18 protein-coding genes are annotated in these 22,533 nt (G+C 42.9%); 12 read left to right on the plus strand and 6 right to left on the minus strand.

What is annotated here, in order from left to right:
• The 4 genes from ABIL39_06630 to ABIL39_06645 form a co-directional block, all read right to left on the minus strand.
• Positions 1–699 (minus strand): PilT/PilU family type 4a pilus ATPase (locus tag ABIL39_06630; GenBank protein ID MEO0165794.1); only part of this gene is annotated, 699 nt, incomplete at its 3' end.
• 3 nt (positions 700–702) lie between these two features.
• Positions 703–1,284 carry a hypothetical protein gene (locus tag ABIL39_06635; GenBank protein ID MEO0165795.1) on the minus strand — a complete coding sequence of 194 codons (582 nt, stop codon included), beginning with the start codon at positions 1,282–1,284 and terminating at the stop codon, positions 703–705.
• Between the two features lie 5 nt (positions 1,285–1,289).
• Entirely contained in the window at positions 1,290–1,649 is a 360-nt protein-coding gene (locus tag ABIL39_06640; protein ID MEO0165796.1) for a response regulator, read from the minus strand.
• Positions 1,650–3,224, minus strand: a complete 1,575-nt coding sequence (locus ABIL39_06645; GenBank protein MEO0165797.1) for an ATP-binding protein — start codon at positions 3,222–3,224, stop codon at positions 1,650–1,652.
• A 285-nt stretch (positions 3,225–3,509) separates the two neighbouring features.
• Between ABIL39_06645 and ABIL39_06650 the strand changes: the two genes are divergently transcribed.
• The 12 genes from ABIL39_06650 to ABIL39_06705 all read left to right on the plus strand — a co-directional run bounded on the left by ABIL39_06650 (position 3,510) and on the right by ABIL39_06705 (position 20,720).
• A complete protein-coding gene (locus ABIL39_06650) occupies positions 3,510–4,589 on the plus strand; it encodes a DUF6754 domain-containing protein (GenBank protein MEO0165798.1) in 1,080 nt (359 codons plus the stop codon).
• Entirely contained in the window at positions 4,586–5,209 is a 624-nt protein-coding gene (locus ABIL39_06655) for a hypothetical protein (GenBank protein ID MEO0165799.1), read from the plus strand. Before ABIL39_06650 ends, ABIL39_06655 begins: the two co-directional genes overlap by 4 nt.
• A 1-nt stretch (position 5,210) precedes the next feature.
• Positions 5,211–6,131, plus strand: coding sequence for a hypothetical protein (locus tag ABIL39_06660; protein MEO0165800.1), 921 nt, complete (start codon positions 5,211–5,213; stop codon positions 6,129–6,131).
• The gene (locus ABIL39_06665; protein MEO0165801.1) at positions 6,128–6,748 is read left to right on the plus strand and encodes a hypothetical protein; all 621 of its coding nucleotides are present in this window, start codon (positions 6,128–6,130) and stop codon (positions 6,746–6,748) included. Before ABIL39_06660 ends, ABIL39_06665 begins: the two co-directional genes overlap by 4 nt.
• Positions 6,749–6,758: 10 nt before the next feature.
• The gene (rocD, locus tag ABIL39_06670; protein MEO0165802.1) at positions 6,759–7,955 is read left to right on the plus strand and encodes an ornithine--oxo-acid transaminase; all 1,197 of its coding nucleotides are present in this window, start codon (positions 6,759–6,761) and stop codon (positions 7,953–7,955) included.
• Between the two features lie 247 nt (positions 7,956–8,202).
• A complete protein-coding gene (hutU, locus tag ABIL39_06675; protein ID MEO0165803.1) occupies positions 8,203–9,885 on the plus strand; it encodes a urocanate hydratase in 1,683 nt (560 codons plus the stop codon).
• Complete coding sequence (locus ABIL39_06680; protein ID MEO0165804.1) at positions 9,882–11,375, plus strand: ABC transporter substrate-binding protein; 1,494 nt, start codon at positions 9,882–9,884, stop codon at positions 11,373–11,375. The genes hutU and ABIL39_06680 overlap by 4 nt, the downstream gene beginning before the upstream one ends.
• Positions 11,372–12,844, plus strand: coding sequence for an ABC transporter substrate-binding protein (locus ABIL39_06685; GenBank protein ID MEO0165805.1), 1,473 nt, complete (start codon positions 11,372–11,374; stop codon positions 12,842–12,844). The genes ABIL39_06680 and ABIL39_06685 overlap by 4 nt, the downstream gene beginning before the upstream one ends.
• Complete coding sequence (locus tag ABIL39_06690; GenBank protein MEO0165806.1) at positions 12,841–14,316, plus strand: HAMP domain-containing sensor histidine kinase; 1,476 nt, start codon at positions 12,841–12,843, stop codon at positions 14,314–14,316. The genes ABIL39_06685 and ABIL39_06690 overlap by 4 nt, the downstream gene beginning before the upstream one ends.
• Positions 14,313–14,699, plus strand: coding sequence for a response regulator (locus ABIL39_06695; protein MEO0165807.1), 387 nt, complete (start codon positions 14,313–14,315; stop codon positions 14,697–14,699). Before ABIL39_06690 ends, ABIL39_06695 begins: the two co-directional genes overlap by 4 nt.
• On the plus strand, positions 14,696–15,985 hold the full coding sequence (locus ABIL39_06700) for an EAL domain-containing protein (protein MEO0165808.1): 1,290 nt from the start codon (positions 14,696–14,698) through the stop codon (positions 15,983–15,985). Before ABIL39_06695 ends, ABIL39_06700 begins: the two co-directional genes overlap by 4 nt.
• 49 nt (positions 15,986–16,034) lie before the next feature.
• On the plus strand, positions 16,035–20,720 hold the full coding sequence (locus tag ABIL39_06705; protein MEO0165809.1) for an MG2 domain-containing protein: 4,686 nt from the start codon (positions 16,035–16,037) through the stop codon (positions 20,718–20,720).
• 34 nt (positions 20,721–20,754) lie between these two features.
• Here ABIL39_06705 and ABIL39_06710 read toward each other — a convergent pair whose 3' ends face one another.
• Both ABIL39_06710 and ABIL39_06715 read right to left on the minus strand, forming a co-directional pair.
• Entirely contained in the window at positions 20,755–21,612 is an 858-nt protein-coding gene (locus tag ABIL39_06710; protein ID MEO0165810.1) for a hypothetical protein, read from the minus strand.
• 11 nt (positions 21,613–21,623) lie between these two features.
• Positions 21,624–22,532, minus strand: coding sequence for an energy transducer TonB (locus ABIL39_06715; protein MEO0165811.1), 909 nt, complete (start codon positions 22,530–22,532; stop codon positions 21,624–21,626).
• Position 22,533: the final 1 nt, after the last annotated feature.

The following is a 22,533-nucleotide window of genomic DNA, read 5'->3' on the forward strand; positions in this document are numbered from 1 at the left end:
ACTTGAGGTATGTAATGTCCCAAATACCAGATGGCCAGTCTCGGCTGCGGTAAGGGCAAGGCTTATTGTTTCTAAATCACGCATTTCACCGACCAGGATATAATCAGGGTCTTCTCTTAATGCACTTCTTAGGGCATTGCTGAATGAATGGGTATCAGAACCCACTTCTCTCTGGTTAACAATACAATTTTTAGATTTATGGATAAACTCAATGGGGTCTTCAATCGTTATTATATGACCGTCTTTATTGGTATTGATATAGTCTATCATTGCCGCCAAGGTCGTTGATTTACCGCTTCCGGTGGGCCCGGTGACGAGTATCAAACCATAATCAAGATCGATCAAGTCTTGTAAGACCTTGGGAAGCCCGAGTTCCTCCATAGTGGGGATGCGTTCCGGGATTACCCGGAATACCGCACCCAGACCCTGGCGCTGATGGAAGATATTCACCCGAAAACGACCCACCTCTGGAAGATGGAGTGAAAAGTCGAGTTCCTTTTCTTTTTCCAGTAAAGCTTTTTGTTCTTCGCTCAATATGCTAAGGATGAGTTTACGGATCAATTCCGGGTTTGCATCATTTTCGTTTAACTTTTTCATAGATCCGTATACTCTTATCATTATCGGCGAGCCGGCACTCAAGTGTAAATCGCTTGCTTTGGATTCCACTGTGTATTTCAACAACTGTTTGATCTCATTCATTAATCACTCCATCTTGGCTTGATATTTTATTTTAATCTCATCCCGGACTTTGTAGATTTTGATATCCCCACGGTCATCAACAATTTTAATCACTGCCTGGTCTTTGCCCAATTCAATCTCTACACTCTGTGCAAAATTTTCTTTTGCTAATATTGCCTCAGTCTGCTCGGCTAAGAAAAAATTGTCCAGCAATTGACGGATTTTTTCCGGTTCTGCCCCGGCAACGATCACTTCTTTGCGGGCAATCTCTCTAATCATTTCGATACCTGCTTTTTCCGAAGGATTACCGGTGGCAACATATAGTTTATTGTCCAATTCATAAAGGGGAATGATACAATATTGATACAACAACTTCTCTGGAAAAGCTCGAATAAGCTTGCTGTCTAAAATCTCGGGCTTTAAATCAATGAAGGGGATAGCAGCCTGTTCACTCAATAACCAGATTAACTCACGGGGATTGAGATAGCCGAGTTCAATGAGGATTTCACCCAGTTTTTTCTTTTTCTTTTTTTGAATCTCAAGGGCTTCGTTTAATTGTTCTTCGTTAATGAGCCCACTTTTTACAAGCAACTCTCCAATCAACATTAACTCTACACTCCAATCAGTTCAAAAACCTTGGCTTTCAGCTCATCTATCTGGATAGGCTTGGTGATAAATGCCGCGACTTCCGAAGTTTTAATCACAATGTCATCTTCAAGGAGTTTGTAAGCCGAACAAACAATAATTGGAATGGTTTTATTCCTTTCCCTTATCCGTTCAATGACTTCAAATCCATGGGTGCCGGGCATTTTGATATCGGTGATAAGCAGATCAAAATTTCCTTTGGTGATATGCTTTACAGCTTCTCTTCCATTATCGCAAAGCACAATCTCATAATCATCTTTCAGTGCTTCATTAAGCAAAATCCTTATCGGTTCTTCATCATCAACAATGAGAATTCTTTTTTTCATCTAAACCTCCTTGCTGGCAAGTAACCATACTGATATTTTAGTCCCCTGCCCGAGTATACTTTGAACTTCGATTTTGCCCTTATGATCATCAACAATCTTTTTAACAATCGCCAACCCCAGCCCTGTGCCACGGGGTTTGGTGGTAAAGAAGGGATTGAAGATATTTTTTAAATCATTTTCATCAATCCCCTTACCGTTATCGATAACATGGGTCACAAGGTAATCATCCTGTTGCTCAAATTTAATTCTTATCACCCCGTTCTCATCCATCGCCTCCATACTATTGGTTATTAAATTGACAAAAAGGCGACGGAGCGATTCCTCCTCACCCTGAACCTTTGTCTGACCGTCACTTTCAAATATTATATTTACCTTCATCGACTGAACTATCTCGCTAATCAAATTTCTCAAATCCACATCTTTCAATTCAAGTTTTTTGGAACGGGCAAAGGTCAAGATGTCGTCAATGATACGATTTATCCGATTGGTCCCTTTACGAATTTCTTCCACATAAAATTTTATTTTCTCGCGGTCGGCTACATTCACGAGGAGTTGGGCGAAACCATCTATTGAGGTGAGCGGATTACGAATTTCATGGGCTACCCAACTCGCCATTTTCCCCAGATAAGAAAGTCGTTCATTCTGCCGGGCAATCTCTTCAAGTTTTCTAATCTCTGAAAGGTCCTTAAAGATCAAAACACAACCAGCTATACTCTTATCCGATGATTCCAGCAATGTAATATTAAAACCGATCGGAATTTTTTCACCATTTTTATTTAGAATTTCAATCTCGCTTCTGATAATTGGTTTGCCCGTGGTCATAGCATATTCCATTTTCTGCCAAAGGGGTTCAAAGCCTCTGATATTCTTAATATTGGTTTGCAATAACTCTTCTTTTTGGTAACCGAACGACCGCTCGGTCTCGGGATTTACAGTGGTAATCATCCCATCCCTATTTACCACCATTATGCCGCTTGCCACACTGTTTATTATTCGCTCGTTATATAGACGTAATTCCACCTCCCGGGCGGTTATCTTTTCTACCTCCTTTCTCAATTCTATATTAAAGCGCTCCAATTCTTCCTTTTTCTTCAATTCACGGCGTGTCATCTCCGCCCAGTAACTGCTCACCAGCGAGATAATAAACAAAAACGGAATACGAATTAAAAATCGGGAATCAAGGAAAGAAATACCTGGATACTCTCGGTGCAGGAGCCAGGTATAAATGATACTCGCCACAATCGCAATGAAGAAACTCCCATTGAGAGTTTGGCTCACCGAGGAGATGAATATCGCCAAAAAGTATATAAGATAAAAATCAGTCTGCACACCTTCGCTGAGATAAATGGCAATAGAGATGATGATAATGTCAAAAAGAAAGGTAAGAAACGAAAACCAGGGTTTTGCTAATATTTTATCCGGAGCACGGGAAAGAAGAATACTGATAACAAAGTATATGCAAGCAACAATGTAACCGGGTTCTCCAAAATGCAATCCTTTTTTGGAATATGTCATAACCAGAATGGTAGTAAGAATGAGAATAAACCTTAGAAATGACAGTTTATTTTTATCCATATAATCCCTCAGCATAATTATACTTACTCCCCTATTGCTGTCAATACTAATTCAGCGTCCATTTTTCCTTTGCTCACAGGAAAAGATTTGCTTTCCAAGATAGGTATCCAGATCTCCATGTCAACTCCATTACTCTATAATGCAAAATTTATACCAAAAAACCCATGATATTTTGAAAGTTTTTATTTTTAATCGTCTCAGCATTGAACAATTGTTTATTTCGTACGCAAATCGCAAAAATCTCGGCAAAGATTGACACCGGAAATTTTTTGGCTAAAATAGGGGGTGTGGGTTTTCCTTTTCTTTTATGCCGCGATAGATAATTTTGTTGCCCAGGACCGACCCAATGACGGAGGCGGCTGTATCTATCTTTCCTGGCAAAGAGTTGTGGATACACTGATTGATGGTTATGTAATCTTCCGCCGAACCATTCAGGATACAGCATTTACCAGAATTGGTTTTGCGGGTCGGTATGCGGTGAATTTTGAAGACAACACGGTTGTGGACTCAATGAAATACATCTACCAAATTGCAGTCTTGAAACAAGATAGCGTTTATAACCATACCCTGAGCAATATCGTCCAATCTAAAGCCCAATTCTTCCATAAAGGAAGAATAAATATCCTTTTTACCATCGTTCTTTTTACGATGCTTTTAGGATATTTCATGACGCGTGCCCGGAAAGGGGCGAGTCTATTCATCCGCAAGATTGCCGGTCTTGATGCGGTGGAAGAAGCTGTGGGCAGGGCAACCGAGATGGGTAGACCGATACTCTATGTCCCGGGTTTAGGGGATATTGATTTTCCATCGGTCATTGCCTCCATGAATATCTTGGGAGAGATTGCCCGGAAATCAGCGAGTTACGATAATCCCCTCATCGTGGTCAACTGTTACCCAGTGGTCTATACCGTGGCCCGCGAGGTGGTGAGAGAGGCATACACCAATGAAGGAAGATCAGATAGATATAAGGATGGCTATGTGCGTTATCTAACGGAATCCCAATTTGGTTACGCGGCGGCAATAAATGGAATTATTTTAAGGGAGCGTCCAGCAGCAAATTTTTTCATTGGACCATTTTTTGCTGAGGCACTCCTTATCGCCGAAACTGGTAACCAGATAGGCGCAATTCAGATTGCCGGCACCGACCAAGTTCTCCAGTTACCATTTTTCGTGACGGCCTGTGATTATACTTTGCTCGGCGAGGAGGTTTATGCTGCAAGCGCCTATCTCACCAGGGATCCGGTCTTGGTGGGTTCCTTGAAGGCACAGGATGCTGGGAAACTCCTTACCCTGCTCGTTCTCATCCTTATGACCATCCTCACATTTTTAAAAATAAATCTCATCAGTCTAATAAAGGTGCAATGAAAAGGAAACTTCCCTTAGGTTTATGTCTACTGATGGGGCTCTTGATGATGGGACAATTTTTCATACCCCATCCGGTCTCCACAAAATTTAATACCCTGATTAATAAATGGGTGATTGTCATATCCGCCTTCGCACTGGTTTTGGGGATTGGAAATCTTTCTCGCCATCATATCCAAATTATCCAACGCAGCGGTCCCAATCGATTCTACAGTTTGGTGACCCTTCTCAGTATGCTGGGAATGGCTATTATTGGAATTTTCTTTGGAATAGATGAAAAATCGCTCTATCAGAAAATATTTATCCACATCCTGACCCCATTGGGTGCGACGATGTTTGCTTTACTAGCCTATTATATGAGCTCTGCGGCTTATCGTGCATTTCGGGCACGCAGTATCGAGGCCGGATTGCTACTCGGTTCGGCATTCGTGGTGATGATTGGCTTTATGCCAATAGGACAATTAATCCATCCCATAATCCCCGGGCTTGCCGAGTGGCTGATGAAAGTTCCCAATATGGCATCCCAGCGCGGTATTTTATTTGGTGTTGCCTTTGGTGCGGTCGCCACCGCCCTCAAAATAATTCTGGGTATTGAACGGTCCTGGTTGGGTGGAAGAGATTAAAATGGATTTATTCTCGGGATTTACCAGGATTGACCGAAGGCTGATTTATCTGCTATTGACGCTTTTCGTCATATTGCCCTTTTTTGTAAAATTTCGTATTCCACAAAATATAATGCCCCAGACAAAGAATTTGTTTGAGTTTATAGAAAACCTGAATCCCACATCCGAAAAGGCAGTTTTGCTTTCCATTGATTATACTCCTCAGACGATGCCTGAATGCCATCCGATGGCCCTCAGTCTGCTTACCCATTGTTTCAAAAAAAAGATTCCGGTAATAGGAGTTTCATTCGACCCACAGGCACCGGGTTTGGCGATTGAGGCGTTCAACTGGGTAGCAAACAAGATAAATAGCATAGCAAGAAGCAGTTCAGATTCCATAATATATGGTCGGGATTATGTCTATCTGGGTTGGAAATCAGGAAGGATTGCGGCTTTGCTGGAAATGGGTGAGAAAATAAGCAATGTCTTCCCAAAGGATTATTACAATAATTATACCGACTCCCTCTCTTTGATGAAGAAGATAAAAAATTACCGTGATATTTCGATTGCCATCATCCTTGCCGCTGCTGATTATCCCCAGGAATGGCTGATGTATGCCCAGGCAAGGCATGGCTTAAAATTAGGCGCTGGTTTGACTGCAGTGATGGCTCCCAAATACTATCCGTTTCTCCAGACCGGGCAACTTTCCGGGATGATCTCAGGGATGAAAGGTGCAGCAGAATACGAAAATCTTCTATTAAGATATGGTTATACCGAAACAACCGGCAAAGCTGAAATCGGCATGAACTCCCAGACCTTGGTCCATCTTTTGATCATCGGACTCATTATTATCGGCAATGTAGGTTATCTTGCCACCAAAAAAAAGGATAAAAAGATGTTTAAAGGTACGCAACCTTCACGGCAAAAAGGACGGATTTCTTGAGCCCCGATCCCTGGATCTGGCTTGCTGCTTTTTTAACCATGATGGTCTTCTCTTTTCTTTTCAGGGATAATCCGTTTTATAAATTTGCTGAACATCTTTTTGTCGGAGTGGCTAATGGTTATTACATCGTCTTTTACTGGCATCAGGCATTAAAACCAAATCTCTTTGAACCATTGAAGAACGGGAATCTTATCTACCTCATTCCCCTGATTTTGGGTCTTTTATATTTCACCCGGTTCATCCCCCGATGGAGTTGGCTTGTGCGGTTACCTTTAGGTTTTATGATCGGCTGGGGTGCAGGTATTTCTATACCGGCGAATATCCAAGCATTCATATTCAGACAGATCGAAGGGACCATCGTAACTCCGGAAATACTCAATTCGGGTTGGGAAGGTATCTGGGCAGTGCTGATTTTTATCGGTGTCATCTGCACGGTCATCTACTTCTTTTTCTCTACTGAACATCGGGGGGTATTGAAGTATGGAGCGCGTTTTGGTATTATTTTCATCATGTTAGGCTTTGGTGCCTCATTTGGTTACACCGTAATGGCACGGGTGAGCCTTTTAATCGGCCGTATCCAATTTCTCCTTGGTCCTTGGTTAGGGCTGATAAAATGAAAGGAGTCATATGAAGAGCAAAGAGATTATAAAGATTACTGAAAAGTTTAGTGCCTCCAATTACCATCCTCTGCCGGTAGTCTTGAAAAGAGGCAGAGGGGTATGGGTCTGGGATGTAGAAGGAAGAAAATATCTTGATATGTTAAGCGGTTATTCGGCGTTGAATCAAGGACACTGTCATCCGATGATTGTCAAAGCCGCCAAAGAACAAATCCAGAAACTCACCCTCACCTCACGGGCATTCCATAATGATAAACTTGGGTTTTTCTTACAAAAACTCTGTAGCATCACCGGATATGAAAAAGCACTACCCATGAACTCCGGTGCCGAGGCGGTTGAGACCGCAATAAAGGCGGCGAGAAAATGGGGATATTATAAAAAAGGGGTGAAAAAAGATAAGGCGGAAATAATCGTCTGCAAAAACAATTTCCATGGCCGGACAATAACGATTGTCGGTTTCTCTTCAGAATTTCAATATCGCGATGGTTTTGGTCCATTTACCCCCAATTTTAAAGTGATCCCCTATAATGATACAAAGGCACTAAAAAATGCGATAAATAAAAATACCGTTGGGTTTTTAGTAGAGCCCATCCAAGGCGAAGGCGGGGTAATTGTTCCTGATGATGGTTATCTGAAGGAATGTTATAAAATCTGCCAAGAGAATTATGTGCTCTTTATCGCAGATGAAATCCAGACCGGTTTTGGCCGGACCGGTAGGCTTTTTGCTTATGAATATGAGAATATCAAACCGGACATTTTAATCGTCGGGAAGGCACTGAGTGGAGGTTTATATCCAATCTCTGCAATCCTCTGCGATAACTGGATAATGGATGTCTTTAAGCCTGGAGACCATGGTTCCACTTTTGGCGGTAATCCTCTCGCCGCTGCCATCGGGATGGCAGCACTCGATGTGATATTAAAAGAAAACTTGCCCCAGCGGGCTTATGAACTTGGTAAATGGTTTATGGATGGGCTGCGCCAGATAAAGAATCCGGTGATAAAAGAGGTGCGCGGCAAAGGGCTGTTGATTGGCGTAGAACTAACCGAAAAAGCCCGGCCCTTCTGCGAGGCATTGCTGCGGGAGAGAATTCTCGCTAAGGATACCCATGATTATGTTGTCCGGTTTGCACCACCGCTGGTGATAAAAAAAGAAGAATTGGCATGGGCATTAAAGCGGATTAATACCGTCTTCTCTACACGAAATTAGTATTTTTTTACTTTAAATTCTTGTCCTTCCCCAAAAGAGTTGGGAACAAAAAGAAATCCTGCTGATTTTCTTTTAATGAGTATATCCCACCAGTTTCGCAAAACTCCTATTTAAAACTTCCTCTTAATGCTGGATTAATCACGCTCAAAGATTGGTAGGATCGTGAGGGTAAAGTCTTAATGGGTACTTGGACAATTTGTGTCTTGACAATGGCAGAAATTAGACTAAAATTGTATACGGAGGTGTGATGAAAAAAACTGCGACTTTAAAAGAATTTTCTTATAATCCAGTAAAGGCGCCCCGCGGTTTGCAACTGAGTTGTAAATCATGGCAACAGGAAGGTGCCTTGAGAATGCTCCAGAACAACCTTGACCCAGAGGTAGCGGAGAAACCAGAAGAACTCATTGTCTACGGTGGCTGTGGCAAGGCAGCAAGAAATTGGGAATGCTACTATAAGATCGTCGAATCCCTAAAAAATTTAGAGAATGATGAAACATTACTAATCCAGTCTGGCAAACCGGTGGGCATCTTTAAGACATTTGAATATGCACCCAGGGTATTGATCGCAAATTCATTGCTGGTCCCAGCCTGGGCAAACTGGGACTACTTTCGGAAACTGGAAATGCTTGGCTTGATTATGTATGGACAGATGACCGCGGGAAGCTGGATTTATATTGGAACCCAGGGAATCATCCAGGGAACCTATGAGACCTTTGCCGCCTGTGCCCGAAAGCATTTTGGCGGCACATTAAAAGGCAAATGGGTTTTGACTGGTGGAATGGGCGGGATGAGCGGTGCGCAGCCTCTGGCAGTGACTATGAATGAAGGTGTGATCCTGGACATAGAAGTTGATCCTAAAAGGATTGAAAGAAGGGTCAAACAGGGGTTCTGTGACATGATGGTCTACGATCTTGATGAAGCGTTGAAATTGGTATTTGATGCAGTAGAAAAGAAGATTCCACGCTCGGTAGGACTCGTTGGCAATTGTGCGGATATTGAACCAGAACTCGTAAAAAGAAATATTATTCCTGATGTTTTAACTGACCAGACTTCAGCCCACGACGAACTCAATGGCTATGTGCCGGGTGGAATGAGCCTGGAGGATGCCTTAGAATTGCGCCGGCGAAATCCAGAAGAATATAAAAAGCGGGCGCTGGAATCGATTGCCCGTCATATGGAGGCGATGCTGGAGATGCAAAGACGGGGTGCGATCGCATTTGATTACGGAAACAATATCCGCGGTCAAGCGAAAAGAGCCGGTGTCGAAGACCCATTCAGAATTCCAGGTTTCGTCCCAGAATACATCCGGCCGCTGTTCTGCGAAGGAAAAGGTCCGTTCCGCTGGGCAGCACTCTCGGGTGATAAAGAAGATATCTATCTCCTTGATGGTGAGGTTCTGAGGATGTTTGGTGATAATCCTTCGATCCGCCGCTGGATTGAACTTGCTCAGCAAAAGATTCCTTTTCAGGGACTGCCCGCACGAATTATGTGGCTTGGCTATGGAGAGCGGGATAAATTCGGTTTGAGGATAAATCAACTCGTCCGGGAAGGAAAATTGAAGGCACCCATTGTCATCGGTCGAGACCATCTTGATTGTGGTTCGGTTGCATCGCCTTACCGGGAGACAGAAGGAATGATTGATGGCTCAGATGCGATTGCTGATTGGCCTATATTAAATGCCCTTTTGAATACAGCCTCGGGTGCCTCATGGGTATCGGTCCACCATGGTGGAGGTGTAGGAATCGGTTATTCGATCCATGCCGGACAGGTGTTGGTCTGCGACGGGACGACTATGATGGACAAAAGGATTGAAAGGGTCTTGACCAATGATCCCGGTATCGGGGTTGCCCGGCATTACGACGCAGGTTATCCCGAGGCGATAGAATTCGCAAAGAAAAATAAGATCAAAATCCCGATGGAAAAGTTATGAAAAATTTCGCTCCCAAACTGGGTAGGTATCTGAGGCGGTTTTGTTTTATTCTTTTTTTATGCACCTTTTCAGGACTGCGGTGTTCAGATCGAAACTGTATTACTATCGTCTATGATGCCCAACCTACTGATTTTGATCCCCACCGGCGCCGGGAGATTGTGGCGATGTCCATTCTCAGCAATATCTATGAAGCCCTGGTTAGTCTTGATGCAGATATGAAACCGGTTCCTGGACTTTCAGTTTACTGGGAAAGAATCGATTCCCTGACCTGGCGTTTTTATTTGCGCGAGGGGGTGAAATTTCATAACGGAAAGAAATTGACTCCAGCCGATATAATATACTCCTTATACCGTCCCTTTCATCTCCCTTATTCTCAGTATGCTGTCCTTAGAGGCTATATCGATACCATCCTTCCTGAGGATACGAATAAGATCGTGATTTCTCTCAAAATTCCTCATCCTTTTCTTCTCTATGACCTGGCAAGCATCTTTATCATCCCCGAAGATTTTCAACCCACACCGGATTCATTTTGTGGAACTGGCCCTTACAAGATGAAGAATATTACAGAAAACCGTTTGGAACTTGAAAAATTTAAAGACTACTGGGGCGGTCGGATAGACTTTGTGCGGCTTATATATCTTTTTGTCCCCGAAGTGGAAGAGCGAATCAAATTATTGAGCAATGGCCAAGCCGATATCATCACATTTATTCCGTTGACTTACCTTGAGACCCTGAGTGATGCCGGGAAGATCGTTGCTACCTCGGGTGTGGCGGTAAGATATTTAGAGATGGATTTGAGTAAGTATCCATTCAATTCCCAAAAATTCCGCCAGGCACTGAGTCTGGGGCTTAACCGTGAGCATCTCGCAGAAAATATCTATCATAACTTTGCAACCCCTGCCAATCAATTCATCAGCCAGGGTCTGATTGGATTTGATTATAATCTACCCAAGTTTCCATACGATCCGGATAGTGCTCGTAAACTCTTAAAAAAATTGGGTCCAATGCCGGAGATTGAATTTGACTTTGCGGAATCCCGGGCTTACATTGCCCAAGCAATCATCGAAGATTTGCAGCGGATAGGCCTAAAAATTAAACCCCATCCTCTACCAGTAGAAAAATACTGGGAGAAGATAAATTCGCGCAAATCAGAATTCTATCTTATCGCCAGCGTTCCACTTTCTAATGAAGGAATAAGCATATTGCGCAGTTCCTTTCACACCCAGGATTTAGCAAGAGGACTCGGGACTCAGAATAATATTGGTTATTCAAATCCGATCCTTGATACCCTGATTGAGCGGATGATTAGAACATCAGACCTTAAACATTGCATAAAATTAACCAATGAAGCCCAGAGAATTTTATTAACCGACCTGCCCAAAATTCCGGTGGTCTGGGAAAAAGAAATCTATGGCATCTCTGAAAGGATTGAGTGGAATCCCCGATTGGATGAGTTGATTATCGTGAAGGAGATAAGATTAAAGAAATGATTAAATATAATCTGAGAAAATATCTATCGATCTTCGTGCTCAGTCTTTTCCTTTGCCCATGCGCAAAGAAAACCCATACCATCACCATCTTATATGACCGGCCACCCCGCACTCTTGATCCCCATAGGCGGAATGAAATCGTGACGATTTCCATCCTTTCTAATATCTATCAGGGGCTTATTGAATATACTCCGGATCTCCGTCTGGTGCCCTGTCTCGCCCGGAACTGGTACCTGTCAGATAGTCTGACCTGGGTGTTTGATTTAAGAGAAGGTGTCCATTTTCATAATGGCGAGGAGTTTAGGGGAAGAGACGCAGTTTATTCATTATACCGGACGATCCGGAATAATACAACTGAGAATGCAACCCTTAAAAGGATTGTGGACACAATTTATGCCGCGGGCCCTCATCGTCTGATAATAAAGACAAGGTCTCCCTACCATGCACTTTTAAATGAGATCGATCGCCTCTATATCGTTCCTGAAGGTTATGAAAATTTCAGTTCCCCTATTGGAACCGGACCTTTTAAGGCCACATTTATCTCTGATGATTCTATTGTTTGTGTACTGTTTCAATATTACTGGGGGCCAAAACCACCAATAAGCAGGGGAGTATTCAAATTTATTCCTGAATTTAAAGACCGCCTCGCGCTTTTTAGAAATTGCAAAAATTGTGTTTTATATGGTGTACCCATATCGGTGTATACCCAAATGAAAGATAGCATTAAGATGATCGCTATTTCCGGGGTAGCGGCGCGTTATCTCCAGATGGATATAAGAAAATATCCTTTCAACCAACGTGAGTTTCGGAATGCACTCTCCCTGGCAATTGACCGTGCCAAATTGAATAAAGAACTCTACCAGGGACTTGCCCAGCCTGCCAACCAATTCATTCCTCGCGGTATGGTTGGCTACTGTCCTGACCTCCCGCCATTGAGTTATAATCCGGATAGTGCAGTGCAACTGATTAAAAAATTTGGCAATCCGGAAATCCACCTTTATTATGGCAAGGCGATCCAGGAACTGGGAACACACATCGCTTCATTTTTCCGTGCAGTAGGTGTGAGAATCGTGGAGCATCCGCTGGAAGCCAAGGCATTCTGGGAAGGTGTGGAAAAAAGAAGATTTGATTGTTATCTGATTTCGGCTCTTGTCACTACCTTAGATGGTCTGAGTACGATCCTGGAAGCCTTTTTCTATACCTATGACCCCCAAAAAGGTACCGGGCTGATGAATCGTTCGGGCTTTTCCAATCGCCAGATTGACAGTCTCATCAATTGTGCTTCTCAGATTGCCGATCCAGAAGAACGATTAAATATCATAAATCATATACAGAAGACCCTTTTGGTGGAAATGCCCATCATTCCCATTCTCTGGGAACCAAGGATTTATGGTCTCTCGCCAGATATCGATTTTGTGCCGCGGATTGACCAGACGATCCGTCTTGCCGAAATAAAGTTTAAAAAATGAAACTCTCGTTTCAAACGAAGTTAATAATCTCTTTAGCCATTATCATCACCATCATTTTCGGTCTCATGGGGTTATTTATGGCCAATGCCCGGAGTAAAGAATTGCGCAGCGAAATCGTAAATAATGCCCAAAACTTTGTTTTGCTTTCTACAGACAAAATTGGTGATGCCTTTTTGCGTTATTATAAAAACGCCTTTTTCAAATTTCGGTCCATTATTATAAGTAACCGCAATCTTAACCGCGATTTAAAAAATATTCAAATTGTCGATTTAAAAGGACGCATTTACTATGACATGAATCAGTATGAGAAAGGGCTGGTTTTCCTTCCGGCTTTGAAGTATACTGATGATGATTTTGTATTAGCGAATTTAAAAAAGATGGAGATGAAGATCCAGACTAACGATTGGGTATGTATCATCGCCCCGTATATTGATGAATACGGTGTCCACAATTACTCCATAGTTTATTACTTCACACTGGAAAGATTGAAAAAAGAATTGAAGGATGTTGTTGTCGGGAGTGCAGTGATGACGGCGGTAACAATCTTGTTAGGAATAATACTCGCCTACGCCTTGGCACAACGAATTACCGGCCATTTGAAGGTCCTGAGTGAAGGGGCAAAACGGATTGCCCAGGGTGATTTCAGTCCGATTACTGAAATCCGAACCGGAGATGAATTTGAGGACCTGGCCTGGGCATTTAATTTTATGAGCGAAAAGATCCGGGAAAACATCCGGGAACTTAATAACTTAGTGGCTGAGTTAAAACGCCGGGATGCTCAAAAGACCCAACTTCTTGCCAATATCTCCCATGAACTGAGAACCCCGCTCACTGCATCCTTAGGGTATGTGGATTATCTCGCGAAAGGGAAAATGGGGGACTTGAACGAAGACCAGAAACACAGCTTGGAAGTGATCCGCAGAAACCTGGAACGCCTAAATAAAGAAATTCATTCATTGCTTCTCATCTCTAAATACACCCTTGAAGGAGTGCAGTTAAATCCAGAAAAATTTGATATAGGCGAATTAATCACAATCGTGATCCATGATTTTACTCCAGAAATGAGGCGAAAGGAACTCTCTTTTGCAGAGACTTTGGAAGTCCGTGAGATATATGCGGATAAAAACGGAATCCGCACTGTACTTGAGAATCTGATAAATAACGGCATTAAATTTGCCTATCCCAAAAGTATGATTAAAATCCAGACCAGAAGAGTGGAGGAGGGAGATAACGAAATGTTCCAATTTGAGATTTCCAATCAAGGACCAACCATCCCTCAAGACCAGTTGGAGAAGATCTTTGAACCATTTCATCAAGTTGATACCGATGCTTCAAGAAAATACGGAGGGATTGGATTGGGTCTTTCCATTGCCAGAAATATCATAGAAGCCCATGAGGGTAAAATATGGGCTGAAAGTAAAGATGGAGTGAACAAATTCTTTTTTTCTCTGCCCCAGAGGAGGGTGCAATGAATAAATACATTCTGATCGTAGATGATGAAGATGATATCCTTGATTTTGTTGAAAGAGTATTAAAGGATGCCGGATATGTGGTATTTAAAGCAAAGGATGCCAAACAGGGATTAGCATTACTGCATTCCGAAAAAATTGACCTTTTGTTGTTGGATATCATGTTGCCCGAGATTGATGGTTGGCAAATGATGCAGATGATGAAATCCGATGAAAGACTGAAAAAAATCCCCGTGGCAATGTTGACCGCCAGGGTTGATGCTTATGATAAAATCATCGGTTTAAAAGAGGGAGCGGTGGACTATATCTGTAAACCATTTACCGCGGATGAGTTATTGAAAAGGGTAAACGAAATTTTTTATTACCTTGAGAAGAATAATCTATGAATGACGATTTTGAAAAGTTGCAATCCGAATTATACCGATATCGTCTTAATCTCTATGATCGGGCAAGCGGTTTGCCGACGATTTATGCGGTTTTTGATGATTTAAGAAGAATTATTGAACAAGATAAGATAATCGGAATTCTTTACATCGCCATCGGTGATCAACAACGGATAGAGCCAGTCTTTGGCTGGGAGACTTACGATGAGTTAATCAAACATTTCACCATTTGCGTGCTGAGTGAAATTGGTAAGCTCATCCCCCGTTCAGCAATTGTTACCGTCTCTTCCTTGATGGGCGATGGCTTCTTTATTTTCATGAATAAGGGGGGAAGTGGAGAGACGGTGAATAAAGAATACTTACGAGAAATATGCGAACAAATGCGGATAAAGGTCGAAAAAATAAAAGAAGAATTTAAACATCCCGAAGTCCGTGAAAGGATTGATTTCCATATTAATTACCAGGTACTAAGGCTCGATCCAATGGTGCGAACCGAAAGGTTGCTCTACCAAACAATCGAGGAAGTAAAATATGCTGCGCATTTTTATGATAAATTGAAAGAGCGGGAGCTTTATCGGGAACTGGCAAGGATTCTGGACACCAATCAGTTAAGCACGGTTTACCAACCAATATATGACTTGGAAAGGGGTACGATTTATGGTTATGAGGCGTTGACCCGTGGACCAAAGGGTTCTTTTTTTGAAGATCCGGACACCATCTTCACCCTTGCTGCTAAATATGAGCTTTTGCCTCAGGTTGAGCAGTTATGTTTTTATAACGCAATTAGGAATGCTGCCCAGTTAAACACAAACTCCCTACTTTTTTTAAATATCACACCTGACCAAATCCCCAATCTTATTGATGAGAATTTTCTCAATACTTTAAATGAAACAGGCATCGCCCGGGAGCGGGTGGTGATAGAGATCACGGAAAAATTCGCAATTCCCCATTATGGCATCTACCAGGAGATAGTTGTCCGGACCAGGGGCCAGGGATTGAAGATTGCCCTTGATGATGTTGGTGTGGGCTATTCAACACTGGAACGAATAAGTGAGATTGGACCGGATTATCTAAAATATGACCGGACCCTGGTCCGGGATATTGATAAGAATCTTATCCGTCAGGAATTGATCAAATCTTTTGTCCATTTTGCCCGCCGGATAAATTCGATGATCATCGCTGAAGGCATTGAAAATGAATCTGAACTTGAATTTATTAAAAGTTTGGGGATAAAATATGGTCAGGGATTTTACCTCTGTCGGCCCCGGCCGGCTGAGGATTTACGATAATGGTGGAATTTTTTACCCAAGATTTTGTACTTATTATTAAGGAGGAAATATGAAGATATTTATACCTTTAAGTATGGGGATAATTGGCTTAAGCCTGTTAACGAGAATAGGCTTCAGATCTGATGAATCCGATTTACATTTACAATTAAATATTCCTATTGAGGGATTAAAAGGTGAACATGGAGATTGTAGAATCGAAATCCTGGACCCTGCAGATGAAATACTTGGTGCGTCTAACCATCTACTCAGCATTGATAAGGATTACTATTCATTTCCTGTAAAGATTAAATTAAAGAAAAAAGTTGATGATTTTGATCTTTTGCGGGTGAAGGTAATATTTAAAAAACAGACAAAGGTCTACTCCCTCTTTCAACTCCAGGATAAGATGGTCGTAAAGATCCTTGGCCAGGACCGGTTCATTTACGGAACACCGATAAAATACCGAATAATTGTTAAGAATCAACGGAATGACCAACCGATTCCAGAAGCCCAGGTCAAAGTATTTTTGGAGACGAAAGATAAGCAGAATATGGTTTATGAAGGAAAAACCGATAATTCAGGAAGTTGTGAGACGAACTTCACCATTGCCGGGGGGTTAAAAAGTGCCCGTCTCAAATTCCTCGTGAGCTCTGAATTGGGTAAAGATGAATATGAAACAGTCATAAATCTCACCAGCGGTTATCTTACATACCTGGTTACCGATAAGCCAATATACCAGCCCGGACAAACGATCCACATTCGGACATTAACCCTACAAAAACCAAAGTTGCATGCGGTAAAAAATAAAGAAGTAATTTTGGAGATTGAAGATGCCAAAGGGAATAAAGTATTCAAAAAAACCTTAAAGACGGATCAATTTGGAGTCGCCTATACTTCATTTCTCCTTGCAGATGAGGTAAACTTTGGGAACTGGGTGATCAGAGCGGTGTTCGACGAAGAAAAAACCGAAAAGACAGTAAAGGTTGAGAGATATCTCCTGCCCAAATTTAAAATCACATTAAAGACCGATAAAGAATTCTACCTCCCTGGTGAAAAAATGGAAGGCGATGTTGATGTCCAATATTTTTTTGGCAAGCCAGTCGTCGATGGTGCGGTAAAAATTACGGTTTATAAATTTGATATCGGTTTTAATGAAGAGGCGGTCCTGGAAGGTAAAACCGATAGAAACGGTCTGTATCATTTCAGTTACAAACTCCCTACATATTTTGTGGGTGAACCACTGGAGAAAGGTGATGCCCTGGTGCGGTTGGATATTGAAGTGATTGATAAGGCAAACCACAGTGAAAAAATCACCTTGACAAAAAAGGTAGTGCAAAATCTGATAAATGTTGCGCTTGTGCCCGAGGGAGGTCAATTGAAACCGAATCTTGAAAACCGGATATATGTGGTAGCAAACTATCCAGATGGTTCTCCATGCCGGGCAAAGGTAGAGTTAAATATTGAAGGGCTAAAACAGACCGGCAATACCGATGATTACGGAGTCGCTGAATTCAAATATCAGCCGAAAGATTCCCGAGTCCAAATCAGTGCAAAGGTGACCGATGATAAAGGCACAACGGTCGAGGTGGAGAAGGAATTCAATCTCAATACTGAGCAGGAACAGATAATTATGCGCATGAGACGCGGCATATACAAAGTCGGGGATCTGATGGACTTAGAATTTCTCACCACCAAGAAGACTGGTCGGGTTTATATTGATATCATCAAAGACAATCAGACCATTTTGACCAAGTCGCTTGAAATAAAAGATGGCAAGGGGAGTTATAAATTGCCTCTGACACCCGCGCTGGCAGGTTCTGTTTGGCTCCATGCCTACATCGTGACGACTGGTTCGGATATCATCCGTGACACAAGATTCTGTTATGTGCATGGCGCCGACGATCTTAAGATAAATGTCAAGCCCGACAAAAATGAATATCAACCGGGTGAGGAAGGAAGGATTCTATTTACCATTACTGATAAAAATGGTGGACCCAAAAATGCAACCCTTTGTCTGGCGATCGTTGATGAAGCGGTCTTTGCTGTGAGCGAGTTACAGCCTGGATTGGAGAAGGTCTATTTCACCCTGGAGAAAGAAATAATGACCCCCCGTTATGAAATCCACGGCTTTGAACCGGCAAATATTGTTAAACAACCGATGATAGATGAAAGGGCAGAGATTGTAATGTTTTCCACCCTGACACCGAAAGACCCCTATCCGGTTAATTATACTACGCCGATCGAGACCAATGAAAAACTTGCGGAAGTTTTCTATCCTAAACTTGCCAAATTGCGTGATAAACTCAACGGAGCACTCAACAAATATTATGACCGATATAAAAACTTCCCGAAGACCGTTGACGCCATTGAAACCTTAATAAAAGAAAAATTACTTAAAGAGACCGATATTTTAGATCCTTGGAACCGAAAATATCGCATCGCCTGTAATGATGAATACTTCTCTTATTTCACTATTACCAGTGCCGGACCAGATGGAATATTTGATACAGACGACGATATAACCGAATGGGGGTGGAGAAGATTAATGCATATGGATGAAGTAAGATTCGCTCCTGAGGGTCCTATGCCCGTGCCGAGCCTCCAGAAAGGAACCACTATGGATAAGTTGGCAAAAGAACAAAAGAGTCCTGAAGAACCAAGGGTGAGGGAATACTTTCCGGAGACTTTCCTCTTTGAACCCGCCCTTATCACTGATGGAAATGGACAGGCAAAGATTTCCCTCACAATGCCGGATGCGATCACGACATGGCGAATCACGATGTTTGCCTCCACATCCCAAGGTGAACTCGGCTCGGAATTATCCCAGATCCGAGTATTCCAAGATTTCTTTGTGGATATTGACCTACCCCTATCTCTGACCCAGGGTGATGAGATATCAATTCCGGTGGCGCTTTACAATTATCTGCCCCGGTCACAGAAAATCAAGATCGTTCTGGAGAAAGGCGAGGGGTTTGAAATTCTCGGAGATAGGGAAATCACCAAGACCCTTAATAAAGACGAAGTTTCGGTAGTCTATTTCCCGATAAAGATGACCGAACTCGGCTACCATACCTTAACCGTAAAGGCTTATGGCGAGGCAAAGTCGGATGCGATCAAGCGCACGATTGCGGTACTGCCCGACGGCAAAAGGTTTGAAAATATTATTTCCGACCGATTAGAAGGAAATGTGATAAAGAAAGTGCGTTTTCCGGACCATGCGGTACCTGGTGCTAATTCCTTAATTTTAAAACTCTACCCGGGAATCTATTCTCAGGTCGTAGAGGGGTTGGATAAAATGCTCGGCATGCCCTATGGGTGTTTTGAACAGACCTCATCAATAACCTATCCCAATATTTTGATCCTGGATTATCTCCGCAAGACCGGACAGATCAAACCCGAGACCGAGATGAAAGCCGAGGAATACATCAGCATTGGTTATCAGCGGTTGTTATCTTTTGAAGTGAAGGGTGGTGGATTCTCCTGGTTTGGAGACCCGCCTGCAAATAAAATCCTCACCGCCTATGGTCTAATGGAATTCAACGACATGAACAAAGTCTACAGTATTGATGAGCGGGTGATAGAAAGGACTGCTCAGTGGTTGAAAGAACAACAGGAAAAGAATGGTTCCTGGAAACCGGATGCGCAATATCTCCATGCCGAAGCCTGGGGTCGGATTCAGAATAACGAGATATTACCAACTGCCTATATCGTCTGGGCACTTGCTGAGATTGGAGATAAAACCGGTGCTGCCCAAAAAGGGCTTGATTATTTAAAAAGCAAATGGGAAAAGGTAAACGATGCCTATATCTTGGCCCTTGTTGCGAATGCCTTTGTTGCTATGGAACCAAAATCCGAGCTGACGATAAGAATTCTGCGCAAGCTCCTTGAGCTGGCAAAAGAAGATAATGGGGCTCTGTATTGGGAATCGAATTTGCCTTCGATAACCTTTACTGGAGGCAAGGGGGCGGATATTGAGGCGAGCGGTCTGGCAACCTATGCCTTGGTAAAATCCGGTAAATTCACCAATGCTACAACCAAGGCATTGACCTATTTGATTCGTGCCAAGGATCCCGGTGGAACCTGGTATACAACTCAGGGCACGATTATTGCCCTGCGGGCACTGGTGGGAGCTCTGGGGGGAATGAGTGAGGATGTAAATGCCACAATCGTAGTTATCCACAACGGTAAGAAGGTTACTGAGATAAAGGTCGACAAAAATAATGCCGATGTGATGCAGCAGATCGATTTGAATGAAAATTTAAAAAACGAAAATACGGTGGAACTCCAACTCAAAGGTGAAGGGAGTTTCTTATATGAAATAACGAGTGCCTACTACATCCCCTGGAAGGATTTACCCAAACCACCAATGCCGCTATTTGATATTGATGTTCGTTACGACCGCAAACAATTGACAATCAATGATTTGGTCAATGTAGAGGTTATTATCAGACTCTTAAAAGGCGGAACAGCCCAGATGGTGATGGTGGATCTGGGAATACCTCCGGGATTTGAAGTCCTCACACCAATGCTTGATGAATATGTTAACAAAAAAGTGATCCAGAAATATAATCTAACTCCCCGCCAGATCATCATCTATCTCGAATCTATCTCCGCGGATAAACCAGTGAAATTGACCTATAGTCTAAAGGCGAAATATCCCATCCGGGCAAAGGTGCGTGCTTCAAAGGTATATGAATACTACAATACTGATAAAGAGGCGATTGCAGAACCATTTGAGATTAAGGTCACAAAATAAAAAAATACCTGCGAGATTCTGGGGTTGGAGACCCTTAATGGACGACTATCTCAATCTTTGAATACTTGGGCAAAAGACCGGGAATAAAACGGGGTGCAGTGCTCACCCCTTTGCTCGGTAAAACGGTCCTTTTGGTGATTTCGTTTAAAATGAGTTCACCCCTGGTGCGGGCAAGGGCTTCGGACTCGGAATACGAATAGACGACTACTTCTTTTTTGAATTTTTCTTTTACAATATTGGCGATCTCCTCTATATAAGGACCGGCTTCGGGGTGCAGAGTAGCGGAATTTTCTTCAAATAAGGCGCCCGCAGCTACCGCGATTATTGTGCTACCCTTTTCTTCGTATACTACTCCATTGAATCTATATGCCCGGCCGGTTATCCGCGTAGGATTACCGATAGCATCAAAAGCGGTGAATACATAATTATACACTTCGCCCATATTACACATCTCACCTTTATCGGTCCGGCCATCCCAGGATAACACTGCGGGAGGCATACCGCGTTGGGCATAGCGCCGAACGACTTCCCCCTTGGCATCAATGATGGTCAATTCCCAGGAAGAGACAGTCTTTTCAAAGCGGGGGATAAAAAGTGCGATACTTCCATACATCAAGCGTGTCACCAGGGGCATTCTCAAATATTCGCTGTGGAGATAAAGAATCGGGGTATTTAAAGCATCGATTGTAGCATAGAGTTTCTCATCGAAGATATATTGTTCTTTGGATATGACCGAATCGAGTGGGGCAAAGGGGTTTAAAGCTACCTGGAGATAGATTTTGGGTTCGGTTATTTTATATTTCAATTCGCCCCGGATGACCTCTTCACCGATTTCATGTTCGGATTTTTTTGCTGTCTGGGCAAAGAGAAAGATAATAAACAAAAAGTTCATTTTTACTCCTTTTAGCCGCAGACAAACTTAAAAGTGATTATTCCCCACTGAATCTCTTGCTTGACATTCGCCGGCAATGGAGCGAAGAGCCATAAGCGCACGGCATTTACCACGCTCTGGTCCAGATCGGGATAGCCAGAAGAAATTTCTATGCGGATATTTTCGCGCACCTGTCCATCGGGATTGACCTCCACCCGCACCTTCACCATCCCTGAGATACCTTTTTGTAAACACCAGGCTGGATACTGAGGTAGAGGTTTTTTAAGTATCGCCCGATCCGCAATAGGTCCGGCGAGTGAGATGGCAGTCCCTTTTGCTTCCACCTTTAATTTCTCCTCAACCTTAGTCTCCACCTGCTTGCCGATTTGTGAAGTCGGTGCAGCAGGAGGTGGTTTCTTATCGATCTTTATCGTTGGAGTTTCTGCGGGTCGACCGATGCCGCCATAGAAACCAATACCAGTGCCCCCCTCGGTTCCTGCACCACGGGGAAGATTTTTGGCTAAGGAAATCGGTTTTTCAGCAAGAATCTCTTCAGTAGATTTCATCGTGCCATTCTTCACACTCCCAATTTTTATCACCTCACCGACACCTTCTTGAGGTGCATAACGGTTCAGATCGATCTTTGCCTGACTCCGGTCCAATTTGACATTCAAATCGATTGCCGGGGTTACAATATCGCTACCCCCATAGGTGCCACTACTTGCCGGTGTTGGAGTTTCAGGGATTTCGCCCCAGATCGAACCTTTGGTGACTACCTTCGCGACTTCCGGGCGGTAGGATTGATCAAGAAATGTAACCTCCCTAATGTCTTCGTAATTACCCATCGAAGCCGAGCTTGACCGAGAAAAAAGAAGAAAGAGCAGGATATGAACGATGATTGAGATGGCGACCCCTAAATTCAATCTTTTATCTTTGAACATG

It is taken from the genome of candidate division WOR-3 bacterium (genome assembly GCA_039802205.1).
Lineage (GTDB): Bacteria > Hydrothermota > Tepidihabitantia > SM23-42 > JAOAFX01 > JAOAFX01.

Coding starts and splice junctions, on each gene's coding strand:
- ABIL39_06700 (MEO0165808.1), top strand. CDS start 14,696: ATGAATGACGATTTTGAAAAGTTGCAATCCGAATTATACCGATATCGT.
- hutU (MEO0165803.1), top strand. CDS start 8,203: ATGAAAAAAACTGCGACTTTAAAAGAATTTTCTTATAATCCAGTAAAG.
- ABIL39_06705 (MEO0165809.1), top strand. CDS start 16,035: ATGAAGATATTTATACCTTTAAGTATGGGGATAATTGGCTTAAGCCTG.
- ABIL39_06655 (MEO0165799.1), top strand. CDS start 4,586: ATGAAAAGGAAACTTCCCTTAGGTTTATGTCTACTGATGGGGCTCTTG.
- ABIL39_06695 (MEO0165807.1), top strand. CDS start 14,313: ATGAATAAATACATTCTGATCGTAGATGATGAAGATGATATCCTTGAT.
- ABIL39_06640 (MEO0165796.1), bottom strand. CDS start 1,649: ATGAAAAAAAGAATTCTCATTGTTGATGATGAAGAACCGATAAGGATT.
- ABIL39_06645 (MEO0165797.1), bottom strand. CDS start 3,224: ATGGATAAAAATAAACTGTCATTTCTAAGGTTTATTCTCATTCTTACT.
- ABIL39_06635 (MEO0165795.1), bottom strand. CDS start 1,284: ATGTTGATTGGAGAGTTGCTTGTAAAAAGTGGGCTCATTAACGAAGAA.
- ABIL39_06715 (MEO0165811.1), bottom strand. CDS start 22,532: ATGTTCAAAGATAAAAGATTGAATTTAGGGGTCGCCATCTCAATCATC.
- ABIL39_06690 (MEO0165806.1), top strand. CDS start 12,841: ATGAAACTCTCGTTTCAAACGAAGTTAATAATCTCTTTAGCCATTATC.
- ABIL39_06685 (MEO0165805.1), top strand. CDS start 11,372: ATGATTAAATATAATCTGAGAAAATATCTATCGATCTTCGTGCTCAGT.
- ABIL39_06660 (MEO0165800.1), top strand. CDS start 5,211: ATGGATTTATTCTCGGGATTTACCAGGATTGACCGAAGGCTGATTTAT.
- ABIL39_06710 (MEO0165810.1), bottom strand. CDS start 21,612: ATGAACTTTTTGTTTATTATCTTTCTCTTTGCCCAGACAGCAAAAAAA.
- rocD (MEO0165802.1), top strand. CDS start 6,759: ATGAAGAGCAAAGAGATTATAAAGATTACTGAAAAGTTTAGTGCCTCC.
- ABIL39_06680 (MEO0165804.1), top strand. CDS start 9,882: ATGAAAAATTTCGCTCCCAAACTGGGTAGGTATCTGAGGCGGTTTTGT.